The sequence below is a fragment of the Pseudomonas fluorescens genome, assembly GCF_902497875.1.
In the GTDB taxonomy this organism is placed as follows: Bacteria; Pseudomonadota; Gammaproteobacteria; order Pseudomonadales; family Pseudomonadaceae; genus Aquipseudomonas; species Aquipseudomonas fluorescens_BR.
This window is the reverse complement of the sequence record NZ_CABVHY010000042.1, coordinates 17,947-43,110: the sequence shown is the minus strand read 5'-3', so window position 1 is coordinate 43,110 and position 25,164 is coordinate 17,947. Positions and strand designations below refer to the sequence as shown.

Genomic DNA, 25,164 nt, shown 5'->3' with positions numbered 1-25,164 from the left:
TTATTGGGTGCCGTGTGGATCAGCCCCTATGGTTGGGCAACGGCCCAGAACGCCGGTGGACTGGCGGATGAAGCCTTGATCAATTGTGCCGCTTGATCGACGTCCTGCTCGGTGGTGAAACGCCCCAGACTCAGACGGATGGTGCGACTGGCCGCCCGGGCGTCATGCCCCAGGGCCAGCAACACATGGGACGGTGCATTACTCGCCGAGTTGCAGGCCGAGGTCGCCGAAAAGGCGATCGATGCACTCAACGCCGCCGGATTGAACTCGCCCTCATTGAAGGTCAGGCTCAAGGTATGGGGAATGCGCTGGGTCTCGCTGCCGTTCAAGCGTACACCAGGAATACTGAACAGTTGCTCAAGCAAACGTTGACGCAAACCGGCGATGGTTGCAGCTTCTTCGTCGAAGGACTCTGCCGCCAAGGCAAACGCCGCGCCCATGCCCGCAATCTGGTGAGTCGCGAGCGTCCCGGAACGCAAACCGCCTTCGTGCCCGCCCCCATGAATCTGTGCCTGCAGGCGCTGCTGCGCACGCGGGCCGACATACAACGCACCGATGCCCTTGGGGCCATAGATCTTGTGCGCCGAGAATGACATCAGATCTACCGGCCACTCGGCCAGGTCAATCGCCACCTTGCCTGCGCCTTGCGCGGCATCGACGTGGAACAACGCGCCATGCTCTCGCACCCGTTGGCCGATGGCCGGGATGTCATTGACGGTACCCAGTTCGTTATTGACCAACATCAGCGACACCAGAAAGGTGTCCTCGCGCAGCGCTTCACTGACCGCCTGCGCACTGATCAGCCCCTCGGCATCCGGTACCAGCCAGGTCACTGCGACCCCGGCCTCCTGCAATTGCCTGGCAGTATCGAGAATCGCCTTGTGTTCGATTTGACTGGTAATGATATGTCCACCCGACACACCGCGAGCCTGGGCGACGCCCTTGAGCGCAAGGTTGTTTGATTCGGTGGCGCCGGAGGTCCAGACGATCTGCGCAGGCTCGGCGCCGACCAGTTCGGCCACCTGCCCGCGGGCGTGCTCAACCGTTTGCCGGGCCTGCTGGCCGAAGGCATGGGAGCTGGAGGCCGGGTTGCCGAAGTTACCGCTGAACCCCAGACAATTGACCATCACTTGAATGACCCGTTCATCCACCGGCGTGGTGGCGGCGTAGTCGAAATACAAAGGACGTTTATTCATAAAAGAAGACTCGCAGAGCGTGTTCCGGGATCAGGCGTGCTCGGTGATGAACATTGACTGGCGCCACCCCGAAGTGGCGCAGAACGGCAGACCGTAAGCAATACCTGATCGGATGCAGTTAAAGAAGGACAACTTCTCTTAAAAGTGCGTAGGAACGCTCCTGAAATTCAGCTTAACAGGCTGCATAAGGGGCTAGCGAGAGGTGATCGGCCAATGGCCACGCCTATCGCCAGATCAAAACATAAAAACCGGAAAGCCCGACACCAGGACTTTCCGGTTTTTGAGCAGCAAGACGTCATTCAGACATTGGTGAATATACCGGTCACCGGAGTGATATTGCCTGCGTAAGGCACGCTGGTTCCCGCTGCTTTGGCGATGGTGGCCCAGATGCGTTGCATGTCGACGAAGTTCTTGCCGATGTCCGGATTCCCCGAGTGATGCGGTCGATCGAACTGTGAAGTGATATTGAAATAGCGTCCGGCACCGTCGCCACTCTTCAGTAATCCACCGGCTCCGCCCATAAGCACCAGAGGCATGTCGATCATGTGCTCTGGCGCGCCATCGGCCATTTCGCTGGTCACTACGACCAGCGTATGTTTCAGCAGATTGTCACCCGGCACATCAGGATCGGCATGTTTTGCCAATTCGTCCATGAACAGTTTGACCCGCTTGACGTACCACTGACGCGTACCTTTCCAGAAGGCTTCTCCGGAACGCCGGTGAGCGCATTCATGAGGATTACTGGTAGGGCTGACGTCAATAATGTTCAGCGATTCTGCCGAACGCCCGACCTGAATCGTGGCGACGCGACTGATTCCGCAACTCAAGGCGGTAGCGACGACCTGGTGATGACTCGCCTGCACTCGAGTCCGATAATCCGCCGACTTGAACGGGAGAGGTTCCAGGCTCAGTGGAGGGCACTCGCCATCCGGCGGCAGCGTATCGTCGATATCCTTGATGACCTGCTCCACCGAGTCCATATGGGTTTCCAGCTTCTGTCGCTGAGCGCCGGAAAGTTTGCCTTTGAGCTCCTGGATTTCGATCCGCGCAGGATCAAATATGCTGGTGTTATGGACTTGCTGTTCACGCGCCGCACGGCTGGGAATACTGAGTATCGATTCATACATCAGCACCGGATCCTGATAGGGCGTGCGAATTGCATTGCCGGTCCATGAAACAAACCAGGACGTATGATCAATGCCTGCATGAGGTCCTGAAAACAGGCTGCGCTGGGATGGAACCGAGCCAGGTAATGCCTGCCCCAGCAATACGTCGATGGACGACATGCTGGCCGCACTGTCACGCAACACCCAAGTCCAGCCTTTATGACCGACATTTCCGGGTCCAAGGATGATGCCGCGAAGGTACAGGGACTGGCTGCGATAGGCTGCCAACTCCTGGCTGACCTCATTCAACTCGAACACGGTGGTGTCTGTACTACCCTGCGTCTGCGGATGCGGATGCCACAGGCCGCGTCCATCGCCAAAGCCACCACCCTGGAAAGAGTCCACCGCCAGGCCATCCGGTAACACCACAAACACCACCTTCAATTTTGCCTGCTGGGTTTGCCCCGCCAAGGCCATGCGCGCAAGACCGAACTGAGTCAGGGGACCATACACACCGGCTGCGGTCAGGCCAGCTAAAAAACGTCGACGACTTTTCAAGATACCCATGTTCACTCCCTCTCGGTCTTGTATAGGAATGCATTGGAAGTGCCCAGGGCTCTGAGCATTTCACGCAGAGAACCGGAGGCCTGCAAACCATCGGCGATAGCCTTGACGGTCCCGGAAGTCGCCTCATCGGATTTGTTGCCGAATGCGAAACGGAAGTAGCTATCCGCCATGCAGAACAACGACGCGGGATTACGCGGAATCAGCTTTGCAATATCGCGGACGTCATTGATGTCTTCAGTCCCGGTGGTGCTCAAGAAAGGACCGGAAGACTTGATCGGCAACATTTGCGGGTAGTGCACATAGTTGAAGGCGGGTTCCACAAGACGATAGCGCCCCGCCGCGTCGTAATGCTCCATCGAAGAACCGGTGTCATTCATGTATTGATGGCATTGCCAGCAACGTCCCCCGGACGCCTGTTCGCCGTTGACCAGATCCCAGTGTTCACGGGTGGTGATTGCACGTGCGGGGTATTCCGGCTCTGTAGGATCCGCTTCGACGGGTGCGCCAAACTCACGACAGAACATCTGCTCGCGAATCATGATGCCGCGCTTGACCAATGACGTAGCCTGGTAGTCCGAGGTGGCTGCCTGAGTGAGTCCGAGATGAAGCAACCCGCCTCGCTTTTCATCGACCGCGACTTTGTGCAGGGTGTCACCACTGACGCCACTGATCCCGTAATGCGCTGCAAGAGGAGCGTTGAGGTAGGTATACCCAGGGTTGAACAGTTCATTAAGCGTTCCTTGCCCATCCAGCATCACATTGCGCGTTAACAGATACTGTTCCCGAGCCATCAACTGGACCATGGCCGCGGTCAACCCCGGCTTCTCCTGTACGCCGCGATTGGTCTTGATGTAGTAGCTGACAAAGCGGTTGAACTGCTCGACACCTCGATCGGAGCGCATCATCCGCTCGATCTCAGCCCCGATTTGTTGTGAGGTTTCCAGTTCGTTCCTTCCGGCCTTGGCTAAAAGTTCAGTACCAGGCGTGGTTCCCTCAAAGGCATAGGAGAGCGCCGTCGCCAATTCGAACGGTGTGAGTTTGAACACGGTTGAGCGGCCCGCCACCGTCTGCCCGAGCTCCGAGCGATACAAGAAGTTAGGTGACAGCAGCATCCCGGCCACCAGGCCAGTTTGCCCATCCTTGTCCAGCAAAGACTTATAGCGTGCATGTTCTGCATCACTCAAAGGACGCCGGAACAACCGGTAACCCAAAGCGGTCACGAGGTCAGGCTGGCGGGCCACTTTGAGTAAGGCCCATTGTTCGGGAGCAACCTTGTCAGCCACGAACAACGCCATGTCGTAGAACAGTTTTACATCTTCGGTCTGAAGAATGCCTTTATCCGCCTCGCCTGGGTATTTGAAATCCTTCTCCGATTTGTCCGCCGGTAACTTCTCGGGATTGATCTCGACAGCCAGTATGTCTTTAACGCTGGCGGCATATTCCGCAGGCGTCAGCAGTCGCAGTTGCCGCTCACCATAGGACTCGGCCGGGTTCAGGTAAGGCGCCCAGACGACGTTGTACAAGTGCTTGCTGATTTCCGAGGCACAGGTGGTATCGCAATGCCCCGCTACCGGCATGCTCTTGATCTGTTTTACCAAGGCATCCTGACCCGCCACACTCCAGGCAAGGGCCATGCGCAAGCTATTGAAATACTCCACGGCGTGACATTTGGTGCAGGTCTCGGCAAGTACCACAGGGCCCAGTTCTTCAACCTTGCGGTACGACATCGGTAAAATCGACATGTCTTCACTCGACTCATCGATCACTACGCTCACCCGTTCAGGCTGCGGTTTTTCTTTTGCATAGAACGGATAAAGAATCTCGTACTGACCGTAGTTCAGAATCTGCGTAACACTTCCCCCCCAAGGGACGTTTACCGTCCGTGGTTGCTCAGCAAGATCGGCCTTGTTCCTGAGGGTAATAGTCCATTGGTCATCAGTTACTGATGCAGGTTTTTGCGGGGCCGGAACAGTCACCTTGACCTCAAGTTTTATCGGCCGCTCGCGGTACTGCAAGTTGATCGATTTGGTTTTGTTTGCTGCGGACAATGTGAAGTGGGTCGTGCGAACTTGCGGAATCCAGTTTTTTACATCATTGAGCTTTAGCTGATAATCCCCATAGCTGAGTCCCTTGAGTACCAACCCGGCCTCGCTGTCAGAGGGATGCCATGACACATGAAACAGTCGGCTATTGCCGCCCGGGGAGATCAAATATCCGCTGATCATCTCGTCGTCCAATTCAGGGGCAGGTACCAACATCGGACGCAACGCCAACTGGGTATCCAATACCGCGCCGGCGTCGTAGCGCACGCGATAAATCATCCCGGCCACGTCATCGGAAATCAGCAGACTTTTGTCTGCCAGTTCGAGGAAGTCCGTCGGCCGCCCCGTTGAACCATTCAGCGCATACACATCGTTTTGATCAAGGTCCTGCACGGAGTGATTGATCAGCGGGATCTGATTGACCACCCGGGTCCCGCCCTGGATCGTCAGCATCCGCACATCCATCCCCGGCCTTTCGGTTGAACCGGCACCGTGTAGCGCTACCAGTAACCGCTGGGTGTCCCCCTGAGTTGGGTAACCATCCCAGAATTTGACACCCAATGGCGCAGTATTGGTACCCAACGCAAACACCGCAGGCACGTAATCCTGTGAATTGATCTGCTCCAGCGACTTGTCTGAAACAATCGCACCGGGCACCAACGGAGGCTGAACAACACCAGGGTTTTCGAACTCCTCTTTTGTGAAACCTGGCGTATCTTTGCCGAACCGATAGGGGACTCCGAAATGCTGACCCTGGCCACTGATCCGGTTGACTTCATCGGGATTGGGAAAACCCTGCCGATTGTTATCGCTGAACCAAATCTCCCGAGTCTTGGGATTCCAGTCAAACCCCACGGTGTTGCGAATCCCCTTTGCCAGCACTTGCGCCTTGCCGGTCTCCAGGTCATAACGCAGCAACGCACCGTAACGCCCGTCGGCGGGAATCATGCACAGGTTGCAGGGCGTTCCGACCGCCGTGTACAGCCCCTTGTCCTCCGGATCGAACGGGTTGAAATGCAGCGGATGCTTCATATGCCAGATACGCGTTGAAGAACCTGACGCCTGGGACGGCAAAGGAAATAGAGTGTCGTCTGCCGGAAAGTTCAGAACACGTTCAGGCTTGGGGTCTTTGTAGTTTTCATCGGCATTGCTCAACCGATAAAGTCCACCGGTGGTCGAGTAGTACAAATCGCCATCGCGGTAAGCCACGCCATGAGGTTCCTCCAGACCGCTGGCGATCACGTAGATTCCCGTCGGCTTGCCAGCGCCATCCAGAGGTAGCGCATAAATCATGTCGGCAATTTTCCCGTCATGGACATACGACGGAATCGCACTGGAACCGACATAGAGTACGCGCTTGCCCATGGCCATTTGCCGAGGCTGGATCAGCCCTTGGGCAAACATCTCGATCTTGATTCCGGGCAGGCCACTGAGTTTGCCGATATCGATCGGCGGACGATATTTCACGGTCAACGTCTGATGATCGCCCTCATCTTCTTTGAAGGACACGATTCGCGGCGTGTTGAGCGGCGCAAAACCATCGGCAACATCCATTACCAGCTGATAGTCGCAGGCTTTCAGACCATCGATATCGAGCGTTTCATTGGCTTTGGCACTGATGGGAATTTCCTGCGCCTTGCAACGCAAGACTCCGGTGACGACCTGATCGGCGCGAGCGACACCGATCACCGCCTCTTTCAACGGGGCTTTGCCACTGAGGGTGGCAAAATTCAGACTTAGACGGTTGCCTTCAAAACCACCGCATTCGAGTTCTTTCCAGGCGTCAGGCCAATTCGCTGAGTTTTCGGGTTTTCCGGGGGCGTAGGCTGCCTGTTTACACCACTTCCAACTGTCTGGACCAAGCGGTGCCTCGTCATCTTTCCAACACTCGAAATACCGGTCGAGGTTCTTTACCTGATCCCCTTGCTGATAGTCCGTGCCCGCAATATAAGGATCCGCCGCACACGCCGCCGGTGGCTTTTGCGCTGACTTGGCGGGCGCCGCAAGCGTTTGGCCGATGGACGAGTCAGAGAAATAGGCAAAGACAAACCAGCCGCCCAGTAACAGGACCGGTATGACAAGACATGCAGTCCAAAAAAAGCGCTGAAAGACGATAGGCGCACGCATATATAGCTTCTCCTTGCTAACCCGATACGCCCCTGCATGGCAGACAACTTGTTCGCTATTGCAAGAGAGTATTCGGAGCCGAAACTCACTGCTCAACACTGTTGAGCAGTGATGTTTCTATTGAAAGCAAGCCCAAACAATTCCACTACGTCCACACCCTGACAGGAACGCGCAAGCACTCACTTTATTATCAAGTGCGCGACCAAAAAGACTGTTTTTATCGCCGCGCTTCTTAGGCTTAGTTCGGCTCTATAACGGCGTCAAAAAAGACTATCAGAACTACTAGTCACTTCATTCCGGCTATTGACAAAACTAGTGTCCTGCACTCTCCAATAATAACGGGTACAGCGAGACCACCAGCAGCAAGGCCATGCTCAAATTGAACACCCGCAACCAGCGCGGATCGCGCAATACCTTACGCAACAAGCTGCCACAGGCGACCCAAAGACTGACGCTCGGCAAGTTGATCACAGCAAAGACCGCGGCGATCACCACTACGTTGGTGAAGTATCCCTGCAAGGGTGTGTAGGTGCTGATGGCGCCGACCGCCATGATCCAGGCTTTGGGATTGACCCACTGAAACGCCGCCGCACCCCAATAGCTGATCGGTTTGCCTTGCCCCTGCTCTGTTTCGGAAACCGGCCCGGAGCGGGCGATTTTCCAGGCCAGGTACAGCAAGTAAGCCGCGCCGACATAACGCAGCACGTTGTAGAACAATGGATAGGTCTGAAATACCGCACCCAGGCCGAAACCGACCGCCAGCACCAGGACGAAGAATCCACAGCTGATGCCGAGCATATGGGGAATGGAGCGGTTGAAACCGAAATTGACACCCGAGGCCAGCAGCATGGTGTTGTTGGGGCCGGGGGTGACGGAGGTAACTAGCGCAAACAGGGCGAAGCCCAGCAGCAAATCCAGCGAGAGAGTCATGGGGCAATCCATCAGGGTCGGTCAGGCGTTGACCCTATCCCAGGAACCCGGTGAAACCCACGGACAGTTGCGCAAAACTTTGAGCAGTACAGTCTACTCAGCTGGGGCGCCCAGGCAGGGTCACGCTACGCTCGGCGTTCATTTCGCCTTGAGCATTGAAACCAAGGGCTTTTTTCGAATGGCCGAGCAATTCGGCTTTTTTCTGGTTGTACTCATCGAAAGACAACCCGCGACGATTCAACGCTTCCAACGCCAGCTCACGACTTTCTTCTGCTGTGTACGGCCGCAACTCGGGGGAGTAATGAGTCCCACAGCCGGCAAGAACCGAGGCGGCAAGCAGCAAAAAAATGGCGAGAAAACGATTCACGGGAGTCCCCTGACAAGCTGGCATTAGGCAATGAACACAGGCTACTCCCAGGCTTTGGCCGACAAAAATCAACACGCTCAATAGTCGCTATTCGACTTCGACATAAACAGATCCATTCGCGCCGCATATGCTATATCGATCTATCAATATCTTTTTACGATATTTTACGGAATAACTACGAGCCTTTATAACGAACCTGCTCGCAGTGATGTCGTCCGCTGTTCAGCTTTTTCCAGGCACTGACCCTGCCAAACAGTGTGTACGCCACCGAGGCCGACTTCTCCCACTATCAAATAACCAGTGAGCCTTTGAAGGCTCGCATTCGTCTTGCTGCAGAACGCGCCGCACCGCTGCTCTTCGGCGTGCACTCAACCGCTCTGCTGTAAATCGCTTAAGGATCTGTTCATGGATGTTTTCTGGTTTCTCCCCACTCACGGCGACGGCCATTACCTGGGCACCACCCAGGGCGCGCGCCCGGTCACGCTCAATTACTTGAAACAAGTGGCCCAGGCGGCAGACAACCTCGGTTACCACGGAGTGTTGATTCCCACCGGACGTTCATGCGAAGACTCGTGGGTCATCGCTTCGGCCCTGGTGCCATTGACCGAACGCCTGCGTTACCTGGTGGCGATTCGTCCAGGAATTATCTCGCCGACCGTTTCGGCGCGCATGGCCGCGACTCTCGACCGGCTGTCCAATGGCCGCTTATTGATCAACGTGGTAACCGGTGGCGACCCTGACGAAAACCGTGGCGATGGCAGCTTCCTTGATCACAGCGAACGCTACGAAGTCACCGATGAATTCCTCAAGATCTGGCGCCGGGTACTGCAAGGCGAATCGGTGGATTTTGAAGGCAAGCATCTACGGGTGCAGAACGCCAAGGCGCTGTATCCACCGGTGCAGAAACCTTATCCACCGTTGTACTTCGGCGGTTCTTCCGAAGCGGCCCACGACCTGGCCGCAGAGCAGGTCGATGTCTACCTGACCTGGGGCGAACCACCAGCCGCTGTCGCCGCGAAGCTGGCCGATGTCCGTGAACGCGCGGCGCGTCAGGGCCGTACGGTGAAGTTCGGGATTCGCCTGCACGTGATCGTCCGCGAAACTGCCGAGCAAGCCTGGAAAGCTGCCGACAAACTGATCGAGCACATCAGCGACGAGACCATCGCTGCGGCACAAAAGTCCTTCTCGCGCTTCGACTCAGAGGGCCAGCGACGCATGGCCGCGCTGCATGATGGTCGGCGTGACAACCTGGAAATCGCCCCCAATCTCTGGGCTGGAGTCGGCCTGGTGCGTGGCGGTGCCGGCACCGCGCTGGTCGGCGATCCGCAGCAAGTGGCGGCACGGATCAAAGAGTACGCGGACCTGGGCATCGAGAGCTTTATTTTTTCTGGCTACCCGCACCTGGAAGAGGCTTACCGCTTTGCCGAACTGGTGTTCCCGTTGTTACCGGAACCCTATGCCAGCCTCGCCGGTCGTGGCATCACCAACCTCACCGGACCGTTTGGCGAAATGATCGCCAATGATGTTTTGCCTGCTAAAGCCCGGGCTTGATCGATTGACCTGCTGAACGGGGCTCTGTGGTGGCTAACAGAACTAGCCACACAGGCCACTAATGCACCAGGTTGCAGTGCAACGCATCGTCATGGCTGCGCTCGATGCTGCGCAGCACCTGGAATGAACCGAAGGTAACGGTCCTGGCCTGAAAGGCGCGGATCAGTTTCCAGAAATCCTGTTCGCCATTCTCGAAACTCTGGAAAGCCGCCTCACCCGCCTCCCGCGATTGCCATTGCAGATAATTGAGCACCCGCCGGCCGTCATCGCTGGCCTGCACGCTGGCGCTGAGAAAACCGCTATAAAGCTGGGCCAGACGTTCGGTCTGTGCAGACAAGGCCGAGACCAGCCCTGGCTGCTGATGAGGTTCGATTTCGAATTCGATCAGTTGCGTGAAGCTGCGATTTTTCTCAAGCGACTGCATGAATAGTCCCCACTGACAGGTAAGCGGAATCTTGCGATCCGAGGCCATGCAGGGTAAAACCTCTAGTTAACTAGAGGTCAAGTGGCAAATTTCAATGATCAGCAACGAAACTATCCACAAAGAACTGACCGTCGGCCAATTGTCGGCGCGCAGCGGCGTCGCAGTCACTGCCCTGCATTTCTACGAGTCCAAGGGGCTGATCAAAAGCACTCGCAACCAGGGCAACCAGCGCCGTTACCCGCGGGAAGTCCTGCGGCGGGTGGCGATGATCAAGGTTGCACAACGATTGGGCATTCCCCTGGCAGAGATCGGCGATGCCCTGAAGTCACTGCCCAACCATCGCGCGCCGACCGCGGCGGACTGGAAGCGGCTGTCAGAGCAGTGGAGCAAAGATCTGGATGAGCGGATCAACCAGTTGATCATGCTGCGCGACAAGCTCAATGGCTGCATCGGTTGCGGCTGTTTGTCGATGGAGGCTTGCCCGCTGCGCAACTATGGCGATGTGCTAGGTGAACGCGGGCCGGGGGCGCAGTTGTTGGAGTCGAGGGCGGAAACACAATAGCGTCGCCCCTGTGGCGAGGGCACTTGCCTCCGTTTGGCCAAATAGTGGCGATGCTACTATCCGTCGACCCCTCGGCTCCCCGGTTTTTCGTGACCTATAGTGAATCGACCGGAAAACGGTGAAGGATTACGTTTATCCCCCCAACGAAAAGGAGAACCGACATGAGCGTTAAACCGATACCTGAGGGCTATCACAGCATCACGCCATATCTGGGCATCAAAAAAGCCGCGGAGGCGATCGACTTCTACAAAAAAGCATTCGGCGCCACGGAAATCATGCGCCTGGTTGCACCCAACGGCGACATCGGCCACGCCGAACTGCGTATCGGCGACTCGGCCATCATGCTCGCCACCCCCTGCGAGGCTGCGTCTCTGCGCAGTCCTGAACAGACCGGCATCTCGGTAGGTCTGCATTTGTATGTCAACGATGTCGACAAACAATTCGCCCAGGCGATTGCCGCCGGAGGCGAGATGGTCTCTGAAGTCAAAGACCAGTTCTACGGCGATCGCACCGGCACGCTGAAAGATCCATACGGTCACTTGTGGTTTCTTGCAACCCATAAGGAAGACTTGTCCCAGGAAGAAATCGCCAAGCGCGCCGCAGAGATGTTCAAGCAAGCTTGAGTAAAGCCTTTGCCTCGGACCGAGAAGCCCTGCAGCTTTTAATATGTGCAGGGCTTTTCTGCTGTTAGTCCCGCCGTGATTGCTGCCCTCAAAGCCAACCCAGGCGACTTATAACTTATCGATCTAAAACTCCAGAGATTCACCCGGGTCAGTTTCAGAGTACCTGCCATTTGGCGCGGTAACGCTTGACCCCTCCCCAACGGAAAAGCCGGTAAGGAATTTATGTGCGGATTAGCTGGAGAATTACGTTTCGATCACCAACCTGCCGACCTGGCTGCGGTGGAACGGATCACCCATCACCTGGCACCTCGCGGGCCTGACGCGTGGGGTTTTCACAGCCAAGGGCCGATTGCCCTGGGCCATCGTCGTCTAAAGATCATGGATTTGTCGGACGGCTCGGCGCAACCGATGGTCGACGCTCAACTGGGCCTGTCCCTGGCCTTCAACGGCGCGATCTACAACTTCCCGGAACTACGCGCCGAACTGGAAAGCCTTGGCTATGCCTTCTATTCCAGCGGCGACACCGAGGTGCTGCTCAAGGGCTACCACGCCTGGGGCGAGGATCTGCTGCCCAAGCTCAACGGCATGTTCGCTTTCGCGATCTGGGAACGTGACAACGAACGGCTGTTCATCGCCCGCGACCGTCTGGGCGTCAAGCCTTTGTACCTGTCGCGCACCGGCCAGCGCCTGCGGTTTGCCTCGGCATTGCCGGCGCTGCTCAAGGGCGGTGATATCAACCCGGTCCTCGACCCGGTGGCGCTCAATCACTACCTGAATTTTCACTCGGTGGTTCCGGCGCCGCGCACCTTGCTGGCAGGCATTGAAAAGCTGCCGCCAGCCACCTGGATGCGCATCGATGCCAATGGCACCACCGAACAGAAAACCTGGTGGACCCTGCCCTACGGCCCGCGCGCCGATGAACTGAATCTGACCCTGGAAGACTGGCGCGACCGCGTGCTCGAAAGCACCCGTGAAGCGGTGGCGATCCGTCAGCGGGCTGCTGTGGATGTCGGTGTCCTGCTTTCGGGCGGCGTCGATTCGAGTCTGTTGGTCGGGCTGTTGCGGGAAGTCGGTGTGGAGAATCTGTCGACTTTCTCCATCGGCTTCCAGGATGCCGGTGGCGAGCGTGGCGACGAGTTCCAGTACTCGGACCTGATCGCCAAGCACTACGGCACCCAACACCACCAGTTGCGCATCCAGGAAAAAGAGATCATCGAGCAACTGCCCGCGGCGTTCCGCGCCATGAGCGAGCCGATGGTCAGCCATGACTGCATCGCCTTTTACCTACTGTCGCGGGAAGTGGCCAAGCATTGCAAAGTGGTGCAGAGCGGCCAGGGTGCGGACGAATTGTTCGCCGGTTATCACTGGTATCCGCAAGTCGATGGTGCGAGCGATCCGTACGCGGCCTATCGCGATGCGTTCTTCGATCGCAGTTACGACGACTACGCCGCTACCGTGCAGCCTAAATGGTTGACCGCCAACGACGCCGCTGGCGACTTCGTCCGTGAACATTTCGCCCAACCGGGTGCCGATGCCGCGGTGGATAAAGCACTGCGTCTGGACAGCACGGTAATGTTGGTGGATGACCCGGTCAAACGCGTCGACAACATGACCATGGCCTGGGGCCTGGAGGCGCGCACGCCGTTTCTCGACTATCGACTGGTGGAACTGTCAGCCCGCGTTCCGGGCAAATTCAAACTGCCGGACGGTGGCAAGCAGGTGCTCAAGGAAGCCGCTCGGCTAGTGATCCCCAGCGAAGTCATCGACCGCAAAAAAGGTTACTTCCCGGTGCCGGGCCTCAAGCATTTAGAGGGCGACACGCTGCATTGGGTTCGTGAACTGCTGCTCGATCCAAGCCAGGATCGTGGCCTGTTCAAACCGGCGATGCTCGATCGCCTGTTGACCGATCCACAGGGCCAGTTGACCCCGTTGCGCGGTTCCAAGCTGTGGCAACTGGCGGCGCTGAATCTGTGGCTCAGCGAACAAGGAATCTGATCCATGAAACCCCACGCTACGGCCTACAGCCAACGCCTGCTGCGCGGTCAGTCGCCCTCTTATGAGCGCCTGCAAGCACGCTTCGCCGAAGACGGCAGCGAACCTGGCCCCGAGCCCATCGCCGTGCATTGCGGCTGGGGTCGGTTGCTGATCGGCCATACCTTTCCAGACGCGGCGAGCCTTGCCGAGGAATTGCTCCATGAGCAACCGGGCGAGCGAGACATCGCGCTGTACGTAGCCGCGCCCCAGCAAGTGTTGGGGTTGGAGCCGGCGCAGTTGTTTCTCGACCCGTCCGACACCTTGCGCCTATGGTTCAGCGACTACCGCCCGGCCACCCGGGTGTTTCGCGGCTTCCGCATCCGCCGGGCACAGAACGAAGCGGACTGGCAGGCCATCAATCAGCTGTATCACGCCCGCAGTATGCTGCCCATCGATCCGGCCCTGCTGACGCCTCGTCATGAAGGCGGCCCGGTGTACTGGCTCGCCGAAGACGAAGACAGCGGCACGATCATCGGCAGCGTGATGGGGCTCAATCATCAGAAAGCCTTTCACGACCCGGAGAACGGCTGCAGCCTCTGGTGCCTGGCAGTCGACCCCAATTGCACGCGGCCGGGAGTCGGCGAAGTGCTGGTGCGCCATCTTATCGAGCATTTCATGAGCCGCGGCCTGAGCTACCTCGACCTTTCGGTCTTGCACGACAACAGTCAGGCAAAAGGTCTTTATACCAAGCTAGGGTTTCGCACCCTCTCGACCTTTGCCATCAAATGCAAAAACGGAATCAACCAACCGCTGTTTCTCGGGCCGGGACCGCAGGCAGAGTTCAATCCCTACGCGCGGATCATCGTCGAAGAAGCCCATCGTCGTGGCATCGATGTCCAGGTCGATGACGCCGACGCCGGGATGTTCACCTTGAGCCACGGCGGGCGCCGGGTGCGCTGCCGTGAATCGCTGAGCGATCTGACCAGCGCCATCAGCATGAGCTTGTGCCAGGACAAAAGCCTGACCCACAAAGTGCTGAAGGCCGCCGGTTTGAATTTGCCGTCGCAACAACGGGCGGGCAATGCCGACGACAATCTGGCGTTTCTCGACGAGCACCAGCGCGTGGTGGTCAAACCCCTGGATGGTGAGCAAGGGCAAGGCGTGGCCGTGGACCTGCAAACGATCGAAGAGGTGCAACAAGCCATTGAGGCTGCTCGTCAGTTCGATAGCCGTGTACTGCTGGAAAGCTTCCACGAAGGCCTCGATCTGCGCATCGTGGTGATCGGCTTTGAAGTGGTGGCTGCTGCCATTCGCCGCCCGGCGCAAGTTGTCGGTGACGGTCAGCACTCGGTTGGCGAACTGATCGAAGCACAAAGTCGTCGACGCCAGGCCGCCACCAGCGGTGAAAGCAAAATACCGCTGGACCACGAAACCCGACGCACCTTGCGTGCCGCTGGTTATGACTACGACAGCATCCTGCCAGCGGGCGAACATCTGTTCGTGCGCCGCACCGCCAACCTGCACACCGGCGGCACCCTGGAAGATGTCACGGCGATTCTGCATCCCACGCTGGTCGATGCCTCCGTGCGCGCCGCACGGGCGCTGGATATCCCGATGGTCGGGCTCGACCTGATGGTGCCGGCGGCCGATCAGCCGGAGTATGTGTTTATCGAAGCCAACGAACGTGCCGGGCTGGCCAACCACGAACCGCAACCGACTGCCGAGCGTTTTGTGGATTTGTTGTTTCCCCATAGTCAGCCGACGGTTTAGGCCCTGTGGCGAGGGAGTTTGCTCCCGCCGGCCGGTCCGCGCTCGGGCGCAGCAGTCGTAAAACCTGCACATGCGGTATGCCTGACGAAATGTGATTGCAGGTTTCAGGGCCGCTTCGCGACCCAGCGGGAGCAAGCTCCCTCGCCACAAAAACCAGATACTCACCTCAGAATCCCTCTATTCCCCCTTCCTCAATCAGGAGTTTCCATGACCAGCAAAATTCCCGAACCGGATCTCAACTATCTGCAGAAAGTCCTGCTGGAAATGCTCGCCATCCCCAGCCCCACGGGGTTCACCGACACCATAGTGCGCTACGTCGCCGAGCGTCTTGAAGAACTGGGCATTCCCTTCGAGCTGACTCGTCGCGGCACCATTCGCGCCACCCTCAAGGGCCAGAAAAACAGCCCGGACCGTGCCGTGTCGGCGCATCTGGACACCATCGGTGCCGCGGTGCGCGCAATCAAAGACAACGGTCGCCTGACCCTGGCGCCGGTGGGATGCTGGTCCAGTCGTTTTGCCGAAGGCAGTCGCGTCAGCCTGTTTACCGACAGCGGCGTAGTGCGTGGCAGTGTGTTGCCGCTGATGGCCTCCGGGCACGCGTTCAATACCGAGGTGGACGCAATGCCCATCAGTTGGGACCACATCGAACTGCGCCTGGACGCCTACTGCACCACCAAGGCTGATTGTGATTCGCTGGGCATCGGCATCGGTGACTTTGTCGCCTTCGACCCGCTGCCGGAGTTCACGGAAAGCGGCCACATCAGCGCCCGTCACCTGGACGACAAAGCCGGGGTAGCAGCCTTGTTGGCAGCGCTCAAAGCTATCGTCGACAGCGGCGAACCATTGATGATCGACTGTCATCCACTGTTCACCATCACCGAAGAAACCGGCAGTGGCGCGGCGGCGGCCTTGCCATGGGATGTCAGCGAATTCGTCGGCATCGACATCGCCCCGGTCGCCCCAGGCCAGCACTCCAGCGAACATGCGGTGAGCGTGGCGATGCAGGATTCCGGCGGGCCGTATGACTATCACCTGTCACGGCACCTGCTGCGACTGGCCAGCGACAACGAACTGCCGGTGCGTCGCGACCTGTTTCGCTATTACTTCAGCGATGCCCATTCCGCGGTGACTGCCGGTCACGACATCCGCACCGCCCTGCTCGCCTTCGGCTGCGATGCCACCCATGGCTATGAACGCACCCATATCGATAGCCTCGCCGCACTCAGTCGCCTGCTCGGCGCCTACATCCTCAGCCCACCGGTGTTCGCCAGCGACGCACAACCGGCCAAAGGCTCGCTGGACCGGTTCAGTCACCAACTGGAACATGACGCGCAGATGGAAAGCGATACACGAGTGCCATCGGTGGACAGCCTGGTCGGGCAGCGGTCGACGTAGCTGGCGAAAGTTGGGGCCGCGTTCGGACGATCTTTTGGCGGCTCTGGAAGGTGCCGAGAAGCAAGATCAAAAGATCGCAGCCTGCGGCAGCTCCTACAGGGGAATGCGTATCCCCAGGCCGGCCGGTAGGCCGCCTCGCTTTTGATGTTGATCTTGATCTACCCGCCCCTTCGGCAGGCCGAGTGGAGGTGTTCATCAGGGGGGTGGCGCGCAGCGCCGTCAGCGAAGCTGACTCCGCCGCATTGCGGCGCCCCATGATGGACACCGGAGCGAGGGAACCCCGAGCCTTAGCGAGGGGCCGTACGCTCGGGGCGTGAGCCTTTTTGGGTCCTTTTGTGGCGTTTGACAAAAGGGCCTCGCCGTAAGGGCGAAACCCTAAGTGGCCGTTACCGCAGAAATGGATATGTACACCATCAAGAGCCAGGCCGGCTACCAGGCCGCCTTCGCGGGCAAGCCAGTTCCAGTCTGCGTACATCCGCGAGAGACAGGTGAGGGTCAAGACGGTATCTGCTGGCCCCGCAGCCCCAAGCCCAGTAGCATCGCCGGGATTATTTACCCGAGGTACCTATGCTGATCCCCTACGACCAACTTGAAGTCGACACCCTGACCCGTCTGATCGAAGACTTCGTCACCCGTGACGGCACCGACAATGGTGACGAAACCCCGCTGGAAACCCGCGTGCTGCGGGTTCGCCAGGCGTTGACCAAAGGTCAGGCGCTGATTGTTTTCGATCCGGAAAGTCAGCAATGCCAGTTGATGCTCAAACACGACGTGCCCAAAGAGCTGTTTGATTGATCCATCAGCTGCGTCTGGTTTTTTCCGTTCGCGTTTGGATGCGTTCGTAGACTTCCGCCCGGTGGACCTCGACTTCCTTGGGCGCCTCGACGCCGAAGCGAACGCTGTTGCCGTTCACCGAGAGTATGCGTACGGAGATGGTGTCTCCGATGGAAATCAACTCGCCCACAACGCGGCTTAATACAAGCATGGCACTCGTCCTTCAGGGTTAGCGGACTTTGAAGATGCCCGGAGAGCCGATCGCCTTCAATACGCCATCACACAATCAGTCTCGCCCTACGCCGCACGCAGACACGCCTGACAGAAAACCCTTTCAAGACTCGTTTTTTACTGTTGTTTAAACCGCCCTTCGCTTGAGTAAGCTAATTCTTACGCTCGCACAGATACTTCATTTGTGGTGGCGGGAAGAATTCAGACACTGGAAAAACGTGGCCCCAACAAAATGATGCTCGCGCCGAGCACACAGAGCGCAACACCCAGCCAATCGGAACTCAAGGGACGAATCCGCTCGACAACGCCCAGCCAGCCGATGGACGCAATAATGTAGATGCCACCGTAAGCCGCATAGGCGCGGCCGGCATAGCTCGCTTCGACCTTGGTCAGCAGTACTGCGAAGAGGGTCAGGCTGAGCAACGCAGGAACAATCCACCAGGCGCTTTTACCTTGGCGCAACCACATCCAGAACGCATAACAACCGGCAATTTCAAACAGCGCCGCGAGAAAAAACCACAGGTAATTGAGCATGCAATTGTCTCGTCAAGGCTGCCGGAATCGGCAACCCTAACGATGCAGGTTCGCGCGAGCAAGTTCAGCCGGCAGTTTGTTTAGCCTTGGCGCGCATCTTGTCGGCCATCTGGGTCATTTCGTTGTAGAGCAGTTGCGGGTTCTTCTGCTTCAACGCCCAGGCCATGCGGCCTTGTTCGTGGGGCAGAATCATGAACTCACCTTCGGCGACATGCTGGTAGATGTAGTCGGCGATGTCGCTGGCGCTGATCGGAGAGCTTTCCAGCAATTTGCCGACCTGGGCTTTCATCGCCGGGGTCGGGCCACGGAAGGAATCCAGCAGGTTGGTCTGGAAGAATGACGGGCAGACCACGTGCACCGCGATGTCCTGGTGCGCGAGTTCAATCAGCAGACTCTCGGACAATGCCACCACACCGGCCTTGGCCACGTTGTAGTTGCTCATGGCCGGGCCTTGCATCAAGGCCGCCATCGAGGCGATGTTGATGATCTTGCCTCTGCTTTTTTCCAGCAACGGCAAGAACGCCTTGCAGCCTTTGACCACGCCCATCAGGTTGATCGCGATCTGCCAGTCCCAGTCTTCGAGGGACAGTTCACTGAAGAAACCGCCCGAAGCCACGCCGGCGTTATTGACGATCACATCGATGCCGCCAAGCTTCTCTTCGCAGGCTTGGGCAAACGCGGTCAGCTGGCTGTAATCACGTACGTCGCAACGCTGCACAAAGCCGTCGCCACCGGCTTCGCGTACTCGTTTCAGGGTTTCTTGCAAACCGGGTTCACTGACATCCGACAAGGCAAACTGCCAGCCTTCACGGGCCCAGCGCAGAGCGATTTCGCGACCCAGGCCGGACCCGGCACCGGTGATCATCATGCGATTTTGCATAGGAATTGCCTTGTTGTTCTGGGGAAGATAAGCCGCAGTGTAGCGAAGGTTATTCCGGCACCCACACACCATCAGAGTGCTGAATACCTCAGGCAAACTTTCGCCCGGTACCGGCCGAGCTGACGTGCAGGAGCGTGCTATACCCAAGAAGAACGATAACGCTGTCGGCTGTTGCTAATGAAATAAGCCAGACATCGAAAAAACATTAGAAACAATCGGAATTATCTGCCGATCGGGAGAGTCGGAGATGTTAAGGGGCTCGGTTTTATTGCAGTCGGGCTTGTCGTTAAAACCGCTAGGGTCTTTCCAGTACATACCCATAAGGAAGTCGACATGAGCACCATTCTTATCGTTATTCTGATTCTCCTGCTGGTGGGTGGCCTGCCGGTCTTCCCGCACTCCAGAAGTTGGGGTTATGGCCCGTCCGGGATCATCGGTGTGGTCCTGGTGGTGCTGTTGATCCTGCTGTTACTCGGCAAGATATAACGCTCTGCCGTCTTTCAACGCTGCAAAAAAAAGAGGCCCGCGTGGGCCTCTTTTTTATTGAGCCAGACGCTTAGTCCGGCATGCCGTTGACAACGCCTGCGGTGTTATCGATCAGGCTTTTGGTTGCCGTCTGCAGGAAGGACTCGAGCTTGAGCTTGAGCTCGGCCGTTTCCGGAGCATCCGGGATGATCGCGGAAGTCGGCTTGGCGCCCAGTTCGTACTGGTACATCTTCGGCTCCATACCCTTGGGCAGAACCAGAATGCGGTCGGCCGTGACAATCGCCACCGTCTGTTCGCTGCCCGACGGTTTGATCACGCCAAAACCCGTGTCGCCTTGCGGCAGGTTGAGCATGTCGCGGCCCCAACACTGATGACGCACTTCACCACCGAGCCGGCCCATGATGGTCGGCACGATGTCGATCTGGTTGCCCACGGTGTGGTCAATCTTGCCGAACTTCTCCTGGATGCCCGGGCCGATTAACAACAGCGGTACGTTGAAGCGTCCCAGGTCCATTTCGGTGATCTGGCGCTCGTCGCCAAAACCATGGTCACCCACTACGACGAACAGGGTTTCCTTGAAGTAAGGCTCTTTGCGCGCCTTCTCAAAGAATTGACCCAGCGCCCAGTCGGAGTAACGCATGGCCGTCAAATGCTCATTCAAACTACCGCGACCAGTGACCTGATCGACCGGCAGTGGATTCGGCAAGGCATACGGCGTGTGGTTGGACAGGGTTTGCAACAACGCATAGAACGGTTTTTTGTCTTCGCGGGCTTTCAGTTCTTCCAGGCCACGGTTGAACATATCCTGGTCGGACACGCCCCAGGTCGGGTCGGAAAACACTGGATTGACGTAGTCATTGCGGCCAATGAAGGTGGTCATGCCCTGGTTGCTGAAAAAGCCCGCCTGGTTGTCCCAGGCAAAATCGCCGTTGTAGACATAGACGTCGTCGAAGTCACGGGCGCTGAGCAACTGCGGCAGGCCGGACAGCTTGTGGCTGCCTTCCGGAGTCTGCATCAGGTATTCAAAGCCGGGCAGGTTCGGGAAACAAGCCATGGTGGCGAACATACCCTGGTGGGTATGGGTGCCGTTGGAGAAGAAACGATCGAACAGCAGGCCTTCTTTCGCCAGTTTGTCGAAGTAAGGCGTGATATTGCTGTCTGCACCCAGGGCGCCCACCGAGTGACCGGCGAAGCTTTCCATGAGGATGATCACGACATTCTTGATCGGCAGGGTCTTATCGGCCGGTGGAGTGTAGTCGCGGCGTACGGCCGCAATGTCGGCGTCGACCAGTTTTTCGTCGGGTGTCACCAGCATGTCGCGCACAGTCTGCTGAGCTTCCGGCTGTGGCAGCGTGGTCTTCCATACATTGTCACGGTGTTCGGAAAACCGGCTCTTGGCCGCCTCGACCAACGACAGCGAACCGTTCAGGCCCAACTGGTTGGCGAAGTTCGAATCGGTAGTGTAGACATCACCCCAACGCAGTGGCGGGCCTTGGCGCAAGGTGCCACGGGCAGCCACGACGCAGATCAGCAGGCACACCACAAAGACACCGACGCGGGCGTACCACGGGGCGATCTGCCGAGTGCCTATGCTGCCACCGCTGAACGGACCACGAGGCCGGGTCGCACGGTCGGCACCTTTGAACGCCAGGCTCAACAGCCAGGTGCCAACGGCCCACGCCAGCAGGTAGCGAACCACCGGGAAGCCATACCAGAGCATGCTCATCACGGTTTTCGGGTCTTCCTTCACGTACTGGAAGACCAGCCCGTTGAGGCGCTGATGGAACTCGCGATAGAAGTCCATCTCCATCAGGCCGAGGAACAGCGCGATGCTGGAGACGAGGGTCAGCCAGAAGCGGAAGAAACCGCGGGCGGCCATGGCTCGGGCACTGAACAACGCCAGCACCAGCGGGATGCAGAGGTAGATCACCAGGCGCAAGTCAAAGCGCAGGCCGTTGGCAAAGGCTTCGAGGAAGGTCGAGGCCGGGGTGTCGAGGATCATTTCCCGGTTATAAACCAGCAGCGCCACGCGCAGCAGGGAGAGCATTACCATCATGACCAAGGCACAGAGCAGCGTGTAAGCCAGATGCGATTTGACGGTCGGTTGCAGCAGGCGACTTGAAGCTCGCTGCTGACTCAGGGCGTCCGGGATTGACATGTCGTTTTAGGACCCATTGGAAGTTGAAGTTTCAAAAATACAGCTGCGCCTGCCCTCTCATTGTCGATTACGACAGCGGGGATTACGCGGTGCGCAAATGTTGCACGATCATTCGCGGCATTGCCATTGATTACTGGCAGGCCCTCAACCCGGCCTTGCGGGTCTGGAATATACGACTGCTGGAGGTTGACCGCCGGAAATAACGCGGGCGAATTGTCTTGGAGTGGTTGTGAAAATTTCGTTTAACGCATATTTAGACACATAAAAAAGGGCCTTGCGGCCCTTTCATCGACATGACTGCTTAGTCATTGCTCGGCTTGTTGACCGCCTGCAATACATATTGTGGCAGGGCAAACGCGCCGATATGAATTTCAGGATTGTAGTAACGGGTGATGATGCCGCTGCCGGCGAAACGCTGACGCAGGGTCTCGAGGGGCAATTTGCGGTACGCGGTATTGGTCGCGCCCCAGGCGAAGGTCATCGCGCCGCCGATGTAGGTCGGCACGGCTGCCTGATAGAAGTGCCAGTCCGGGAACAGGCTACGCATACGGCCGGCAGTGGTTTGCACTTCGCTCAGTTGCATGAATGGCGTGCCGTTCTGGGTCACCAGAATGCCGCCTTCGTTCAGGCAACGGCGGCATGCCTCATAGAAGTTTTCCGAGAACAGCACTTCGCCCGGACCGATCGGATCGGTGGAGTCGGAAATGATCACGTCGAACTTCTCTTCGGTGGTCGCGACGAAACGCATGCCGTCGTCGATCACCAGATTCAGACGCGGATCGTCGAACGCACCCTTGGAGTGGTTCGGCAGAAATTCCTTGCACATCTCGACCACAGTGCCATCGATCTCGACCATGGTGATGTGTTCGATGCTGCCGTGTTTGGCCACTTCACGCAGCATGCCGCCATCACCGCCGCCGATGATCAGCACGCGCTTGGCGGCACCGTGGGCGAAGATCGGTACGTGGGTGAGCATTTCGTGGTAGATGAACTCGTCGGCTTCGGTGGTCTGGATGACCCCGTCCAGCGCCATCACGCGCCCCATTCGCGGGTTCTCGAAGATCACCAGGTGCTGATGTTCGGTACGCACTTCGTGCAGCAGTTTTTCCATGCGAAAACGCTGGCCGTAGCCTTCGTAGAGGGTTTCCAGGTATTCGCTGTTCTGGGAAGTGGTCATGGGTAGTCCCCCGGTGAATGCTGGTGGCAACGGACGGTTACCCGCCCATGATGGGCAATCGACAACACGCTGCGCTCTCGATTGGCCTAGGAAGGCGCGCATTCTACGTCGCAGAACATGACAGGTCGAACCTTCTGGCTCTATCTTTGTGTCTGATACAGGTCGGGAGCCAAGCAGATGTTTTATCGTTATCTACCAAGCCCGATCGGGCCGCTACTGCTGGCCGGCGATGAACAGGGGCTGCGTCAGTTGTACATGGACAACTACCCGTACTGGATCCCGCCGGAGCAATGGTTCGAAGCCGGTAATCAACTTGATACCGTCTGTCGGCAACTGGATGAGTACTTCGAGGGCAAGCGTGAGCGTTTCGACGTACGCCTGGCGCCCCAGGGCACGGCATTCCAGCAAAGGGTCTGGCAGGCGTTGCAGGAGATCCCTTTTGGCCACACCTGGAGCTACGCCGGGTTGGCCGAGCACATCGGCAACCCGAAAGCGGTACGTGCGGTCGGTACCGCCAATGGCGCCAACCCGATATCGATCATCATCCCGTGCCACCGCGTGATCGGCAGCAACGGTACGCTCACCGGTTATGGCGGCGGACTGGAACGCAAGCAGGCACTGCTGCAGCTTGAGGGTGCGTGGCTGATTTAACGCAGCACAGGTCAGTGGGGCGAAAAAAGATCGCAGCCTTCATCGCCCCGTTATATCCGTACATTGCCCCGCGGCCCGGCAATCGCCCAGATGATCAGGCCCAGTACCGGCAGCAAGAAAATCACCAGCACCCAGATGATTTTCATCCCGGTTTCGGTGCCGCTCTTAAGAACGTTGATGATCGCCCAGATATCCAGGGCGAGGATGATCAGCCCGACCAGACCATTGAAGGTAGAACCCATGGTGTCGCTCCCAAGTGATGGTTTGCACCATTAGGATAGCCGGGCTTGAGAAGGGTTCCGTTTTATTACGCTCAGACGTGAATCGCCACTCGCAATGCTTCCAGCGAAGGCGCCGCGTTGATACCGACTTCAGCGCACAACTCCAGCACCCGTGGCACGTCATTGCCATACACCAGCACCGCCTGAATCTCGTCATCGAGCAGCTGGCTGAAATTCATCAGCACATAACCGCCCTTTTCCGGATTCATGCTGCTCAGCTGGATCTGGATCCGGTTCAGCGCGGTCAGCGCTTCGACCTTGGCCAGTTGCTTGGGCTTGATGTTGAAGGTGACGCCCGGACCGAACGAAGCGACGATCTGAGCGAGCAGGTCCATATAGGTGTCGGCCTGGAACAACACGGTCTCCGGCAGGCTACCGACCACGATCCACTCACCCAACGGAATCGGAAAGGTTTCGTCGTAGTTGATATCCGGATTGGCCGCCAGGAAAGCATCCGCGTCGGCGTAGGCCTGCGCGGCTTCATCGGCGATCCGCGCCACGTCATCCTCGGCCATGCACCCGGAGCTGATTTTGCCGATGAGTTCAACGAGCGTGGTTTTCATGGATGGATCCTGTAGCGAGGGAAATTTGAGGGCGCGAAGGATAGCGCAAAGGCTTGACCCAAGGTAATCCGAGAGACCGGCAAAAGATCGCAGGCTATGCGCAGAACCTGTGGGAGCGTGGCTTGCCCGCGATGAACGATGACGCGCAACACCTGAAAAACCGTGGAGTACGCTTCGCGGGCAAGCCCGCTCCCACAGGGATCCGCGCTTACCCTGAACTCTCAGCCCAGCAGTTTTTCCAGCTGCGCCGTAGTATCGGCCGCGCCCATGGTCTTGGCCGCGTCCAGCGCGGTCACCCCATTGGCGTCTTTGGCCTTCGGATCGGCGCCTTTGCTGATCAGGTAGTCGACAATCGCCGTGCGATTGAACATCGCCGCCATCATCAGCGCGGTGCGACCGTCAAAAGACGAACCTTCGACCTGGGCGCCACCTTCGACCAGCACCTTGACCACCGGCAAGTCACCTTTGAACGCAGCACCGGCAATCGGACTTTGGCCGTTGTCGTTGCGGATCTCCGGATCGGCCTTGTGCTCGAGCAGGACCTTAACGGCCTCGGCATGCCCGTGATAGCTGGCGAGCATCAACAAGGTATCGCCCTTGTGATTACGCAGGTTGACCGGCAGGCCCTTGCTCAGCAGCGCGGCGAGCATGGGCGCATCGCCCTGACGCGCCACGTTGAATACCTGCTCGGCAAACTCCGCTGCTTCTTCTTCGGTCATCTGGCGGCTTTTGTCTGACATTCGGGACTCCACATTCACTTCGCAAAGCCGTTAGTTTCCCGAGCCGTCTTGAGCC

At 58.0% G+C, this 25,164-nt stretch carries 24 protein-coding genes and 1 pseudogene; 11 read left to right on the top strand and 14 right to left on the bottom strand.

Features of this window, described 5'->3' with window-relative positions:
- Positions 1 to 26: 26 nt before the first annotated feature.
- From F8N85_RS30120 to F8N85_RS30100, 5 genes are all read right to left on the bottom strand, one after another.
- Complete coding sequence (locus F8N85_RS30120; protein ID WP_150807092.1) at positions 27 to 1,196, bottom strand: cysteine desulfurase family protein; 1,170 nt, start codon at positions 1,194 to 1,196, stop codon at positions 27 to 29.
- A 299-nt stretch (positions 1,197 to 1,495) separates the two neighbouring features.
- On the bottom strand, positions 1,496 to 2,869 hold the full coding sequence (locus F8N85_RS30115; RefSeq protein WP_150807091.1) for a DUF1552 domain-containing protein: 1,374 nt from the start codon (positions 2,867 to 2,869) through the stop codon (positions 1,496 to 1,498).
- A 2-nt stretch (positions 2,870 to 2,871) separates the two neighbouring features.
- The gene (locus F8N85_RS30110; protein ID WP_150807090.1) at positions 2,872 to 7,038 is read right to left on the bottom strand and encodes a DUF1592 domain-containing protein; all 4,167 of its coding nucleotides are present in this window, start codon (positions 7,036 to 7,038) and stop codon (positions 2,872 to 2,874) included.
- Positions 7,039 to 7,350: 312 nt separating this feature from the next.
- On the bottom strand, positions 7,351 to 7,968 hold the full coding sequence (locus tag F8N85_RS30105) for a LysE family translocator (RefSeq protein WP_150807089.1): 618 nt from the start codon (positions 7,966 to 7,968) through the stop codon (positions 7,351 to 7,353).
- A 97-nt stretch (positions 7,969 to 8,065) separates the two neighbouring features.
- Positions 8,066 to 8,359, bottom strand: coding sequence for a hypothetical protein (locus tag F8N85_RS30100; RefSeq protein ID WP_412072523.1), 294 nt, complete (start codon positions 8,357 to 8,359; stop codon positions 8,066 to 8,068).
- Positions 8,360 to 8,547: 188 nt separating this feature from the next.
- On the opposite strand from F8N85_RS30100, the pseudogene F8N85_RS30095 reads away from it, so the two are divergent.
- A pseudogene (locus F8N85_RS30095) lies at positions 8,548 to 8,721 on the top strand (FMN reductase); the annotation flags it as partial.
- Positions 8,722 to 8,740: 19 nt separating this feature from the next.
- The gene (ssuD, locus tag F8N85_RS30090; protein ID WP_150807087.1) at positions 8,741 to 9,886 is read left to right on the top strand and encodes an FMNH2-dependent alkanesulfonate monooxygenase; all 1,146 of its coding nucleotides are present in this window, start codon (positions 8,741 to 8,743) and stop codon (positions 9,884 to 9,886) included.
- Positions 9,887 to 9,944: 58 nt separating this feature from the next.
- On the opposite strand, the gene F8N85_RS30085 is transcribed toward ssuD, so the two are convergent.
- Positions 9,945 to 10,310, bottom strand: coding sequence for an antibiotic biosynthesis monooxygenase (locus F8N85_RS30085; RefSeq protein ID WP_150807086.1), 366 nt, complete (start codon positions 10,308 to 10,310; stop codon positions 9,945 to 9,947).
- Positions 10,311 to 10,404: 94 nt separating this feature from the next.
- Between F8N85_RS30085 and soxR the strand changes: the two genes are divergently transcribed.
- From soxR to F8N85_RS30055, 6 genes are all read left to right on the top strand, one after another.
- Positions 10,405 to 10,872, top strand: a complete 468-nt coding sequence (gene soxR / locus F8N85_RS30080; protein WP_150807085.1) for a redox-sensitive transcriptional activator SoxR — start codon at positions 10,405 to 10,407, stop codon at positions 10,870 to 10,872.
- Positions 10,873 to 11,033: 161 nt separating this feature from the next.
- Entirely contained in the window at positions 11,034 to 11,495 is a 462-nt protein-coding gene (locus tag F8N85_RS30075; RefSeq protein WP_150807084.1) for a VOC family protein, read from the top strand.
- A gap of 222 nt (positions 11,496 to 11,717) precedes the next feature.
- Positions 11,718 to 13,490, top strand: a complete 1,773-nt coding sequence (locus tag F8N85_RS30070; protein WP_150807083.1) for an N-acetylglutaminylglutamine amidotransferase — start codon at positions 11,718 to 11,720, stop codon at positions 13,488 to 13,490.
- A gap of 3 nt (positions 13,491 to 13,493) precedes the next feature.
- A complete protein-coding gene (gene ngg, locus F8N85_RS30065) occupies positions 13,494 to 15,239 on the top strand; it encodes an N-acetylglutaminylglutamine synthetase (RefSeq protein WP_150807082.1) in 1,746 nt (581 codons plus the stop codon).
- Positions 15,240 to 15,446: 207 nt separating this feature from the next.
- Positions 15,447 to 16,634, top strand: a complete 1,188-nt coding sequence (locus tag F8N85_RS30060) for an osmoprotectant NAGGN system M42 family peptidase (RefSeq protein WP_150807081.1) — start codon at positions 15,447 to 15,449, stop codon at positions 16,632 to 16,634.
- Positions 16,635 to 17,201: 567 nt separating this feature from the next.
- A complete protein-coding gene (locus tag F8N85_RS30055) occupies positions 17,202 to 17,429 on the top strand; it encodes a YheU family protein (protein WP_150807080.1) in 228 nt (75 codons plus the stop codon).
- A gap of 4 nt (positions 17,430 to 17,433) precedes the next feature.
- Here F8N85_RS30055 and csrA read toward each other — a convergent pair whose 3' ends face one another.
- From csrA to F8N85_RS30040, 3 genes are all read right to left on the bottom strand, one after another.
- Positions 17,434 to 17,619 carry a carbon storage regulator CsrA gene (csrA, locus tag F8N85_RS30050; RefSeq protein WP_150807079.1) on the bottom strand — a complete coding sequence of 62 codons (186 nt, stop codon included), beginning with the start codon at positions 17,617 to 17,619 and terminating at the stop codon, positions 17,434 to 17,436.
- A 221-nt stretch (positions 17,620 to 17,840) separates the two neighbouring features.
- A complete protein-coding gene (locus F8N85_RS30045) occupies positions 17,841 to 18,173 on the bottom strand; it encodes a YnfA family protein (RefSeq protein WP_150807078.1) in 333 nt (110 codons plus the stop codon).
- Between the two features lie 64 nt (positions 18,174 to 18,237).
- Positions 18,238 to 19,053, bottom strand: a complete 816-nt coding sequence (locus tag F8N85_RS30040; RefSeq protein ID WP_150807077.1) for an SDR family oxidoreductase — start codon at positions 19,051 to 19,053, stop codon at positions 18,238 to 18,240.
- 333 nt (positions 19,054 to 19,386) lie between these two features.
- On the opposite strand from F8N85_RS30040, the gene F8N85_RS30035 reads away from it, so the two are divergent.
- Positions 19,387 to 19,539, top strand: coding sequence for a DUF3309 family protein (locus F8N85_RS30035; RefSeq protein ID WP_150807076.1), 153 nt, complete (start codon positions 19,387 to 19,389; stop codon positions 19,537 to 19,539).
- Positions 19,540 to 19,609: 70 nt separating this feature from the next.
- Here the strand turns inward: F8N85_RS30035 and F8N85_RS30030 are convergent, their stop codons facing one another.
- A complete protein-coding gene (locus tag F8N85_RS30030; RefSeq protein ID WP_150807075.1) occupies positions 19,610 to 21,697 on the bottom strand; it encodes an LTA synthase family protein in 2,088 nt (695 codons plus the stop codon).
- Positions 21,698 to 21,720: 23 nt separating this feature from the next.
- On the opposite strand from F8N85_RS30030, the gene F8N85_RS30025 reads away from it, so the two are divergent.
- Positions 21,721 to 21,900, top strand: a complete 180-nt coding sequence (locus tag F8N85_RS30025) for a hypothetical protein (protein WP_150807074.1) — start codon at positions 21,721 to 21,723, stop codon at positions 21,898 to 21,900.
- Between the two features lie 98 nt (positions 21,901 to 21,998).
- Here F8N85_RS30025 and speE read toward each other — a convergent pair whose 3' ends face one another.
- Positions 21,999 to 22,874 carry a polyamine aminopropyltransferase gene (speE, locus tag F8N85_RS30020; RefSeq protein WP_150807073.1) on the bottom strand — a complete coding sequence of 292 codons (876 nt, stop codon included), beginning with the start codon at positions 22,872 to 22,874 and terminating at the stop codon, positions 21,999 to 22,001.
- 177 nt (positions 22,875 to 23,051) lie between these two features.
- On the opposite strand from speE, the gene F8N85_RS30015 reads away from it, so the two are divergent.
- Entirely contained in the window at positions 23,052 to 23,525 is a 474-nt protein-coding gene (locus F8N85_RS30015; RefSeq protein ID WP_150807072.1) for a methylated-DNA--[protein]-cysteine S-methyltransferase, read from the top strand.
- Positions 23,526 to 23,575: 50 nt separating this feature from the next.
- Here the strand turns inward: F8N85_RS30015 and F8N85_RS30010 are convergent, their stop codons facing one another.
- The 3 genes from F8N85_RS30010 to F8N85_RS30000 all read right to left on the bottom strand — a co-directional run bounded on the left by F8N85_RS30010 (position 23,576) and on the right by F8N85_RS30000 (position 25,109).
- Complete coding sequence (locus F8N85_RS30010; RefSeq protein ID WP_150807071.1) at positions 23,576 to 23,767, bottom strand: PLDc N-terminal domain-containing protein; 192 nt, start codon at positions 23,765 to 23,767, stop codon at positions 23,576 to 23,578.
- A 71-nt stretch (positions 23,768 to 23,838) separates the two neighbouring features.
- Positions 23,839 to 24,369, bottom strand: a complete 531-nt coding sequence (locus F8N85_RS30005; protein WP_150807070.1) for a hypothetical protein — start codon at positions 24,367 to 24,369, stop codon at positions 23,839 to 23,841.
- A 221-nt stretch (positions 24,370 to 24,590) separates the two neighbouring features.
- The gene (locus tag F8N85_RS30000) at positions 24,591 to 25,109 is read right to left on the bottom strand and encodes an ankyrin repeat domain-containing protein (RefSeq protein WP_150807069.1); all 519 of its coding nucleotides are present in this window, start codon (positions 25,107 to 25,109) and stop codon (positions 24,591 to 24,593) included.
- Positions 25,110 to 25,164: the final 55 nt, after the last annotated feature.

Coding starts and splice junctions, on each gene's coding strand:
- F8N85_RS30120 (WP_150807092.1), bottom strand. CDS start 1,196: ATGAATAAACGTCCTTTGTATTTCGACTACGCCGCCACCACGCCGGTG.
- F8N85_RS30115 (WP_150807091.1), bottom strand. CDS start 2,869: ATGGGTATCTTGAAAAGTCGTCGACGTTTTTTAGCTGGCCTGACCGCA.
- F8N85_RS30110 (WP_150807090.1), bottom strand. CDS start 7,038: ATGCGTGCGCCTATCGTCTTTCAGCGCTTTTTTTGGACTGCATGTCTT.
- F8N85_RS30105 (WP_150807089.1), bottom strand. CDS start 7,968: ATGACTCTCTCGCTGGATTTGCTGCTGGGCTTCGCCCTGTTTGCGCTA.
- F8N85_RS30100 (WP_412072523.1), bottom strand. CDS start 8,359: ATGCCAGCTTGTCAGGGGACTCCCGTGAATCGTTTTCTCGCCATTTTT.
- ssuD (WP_150807087.1), top strand. CDS start 8,741: ATGGATGTTTTCTGGTTTCTCCCCACTCACGGCGACGGCCATTACCTG.
- F8N85_RS30085 (WP_150807086.1), bottom strand. CDS start 10,310: ATGCAGTCGCTTGAGAAAAATCGCAGCTTCACGCAACTGATCGAATTC.
- soxR (WP_150807085.1), top strand. CDS start 10,405: ATGATCAGCAACGAAACTATCCACAAAGAACTGACCGTCGGCCAATTG.
- F8N85_RS30075 (WP_150807084.1), top strand. CDS start 11,034: ATGAGCGTTAAACCGATACCTGAGGGCTATCACAGCATCACGCCATAT.
- F8N85_RS30070 (WP_150807083.1), top strand. CDS start 11,718: ATGTGCGGATTAGCTGGAGAATTACGTTTCGATCACCAACCTGCCGAC.
- ngg (WP_150807082.1), top strand. CDS start 13,494: ATGAAACCCCACGCTACGGCCTACAGCCAACGCCTGCTGCGCGGTCAG.
- F8N85_RS30060 (WP_150807081.1), top strand. CDS start 15,447: ATGACCAGCAAAATTCCCGAACCGGATCTCAACTATCTGCAGAAAGTC.
- F8N85_RS30055 (WP_150807080.1), top strand. CDS start 17,202: ATGCTGATCCCCTACGACCAACTTGAAGTCGACACCCTGACCCGTCTG.
- csrA (WP_150807079.1), bottom strand. CDS start 17,619: ATGCTTGTATTAAGCCGCGTTGTGGGCGAGTTGATTTCCATCGGAGAC.
- F8N85_RS30045 (WP_150807078.1), bottom strand. CDS start 18,173: ATGCTCAATTACCTGTGGTTTTTTCTCGCGGCGCTGTTTGAAATTGCC.
- F8N85_RS30040 (WP_150807077.1), bottom strand. CDS start 19,053: ATGCAAAATCGCATGATGATCACCGGTGCCGGGTCCGGCCTGGGTCGC.
- F8N85_RS30035 (WP_150807076.1), top strand. CDS start 19,387: ATGAGCACCATTCTTATCGTTATTCTGATTCTCCTGCTGGTGGGTGGC.
- F8N85_RS30030 (WP_150807075.1), bottom strand. CDS start 21,697: ATGTCAATCCCGGACGCCCTGAGTCAGCAGCGAGCTTCAAGTCGCCTG.
- speE (WP_150807073.1), bottom strand. CDS start 22,874: ATGACCACTTCCCAGAACAGCGAATACCTGGAAACCCTCTACGAAGGC.
- F8N85_RS30015 (WP_150807072.1), top strand. CDS start 23,052: ATGTTTTATCGTTATCTACCAAGCCCGATCGGGCCGCTACTGCTGGCC.
- F8N85_RS30010 (WP_150807071.1), bottom strand. CDS start 23,767: ATGGGTTCTACCTTCAATGGTCTGGTCGGGCTGATCATCCTCGCCCTG.
- F8N85_RS30005 (WP_150807070.1), bottom strand. CDS start 24,369: ATGAAAACCACGCTCGTTGAACTCATCGGCAAAATCAGCTCCGGGTGC.
- F8N85_RS30000 (WP_150807069.1), bottom strand. CDS start 25,109: ATGTCAGACAAAAGCCGCCAGATGACCGAAGAAGAAGCAGCGGAGTTT.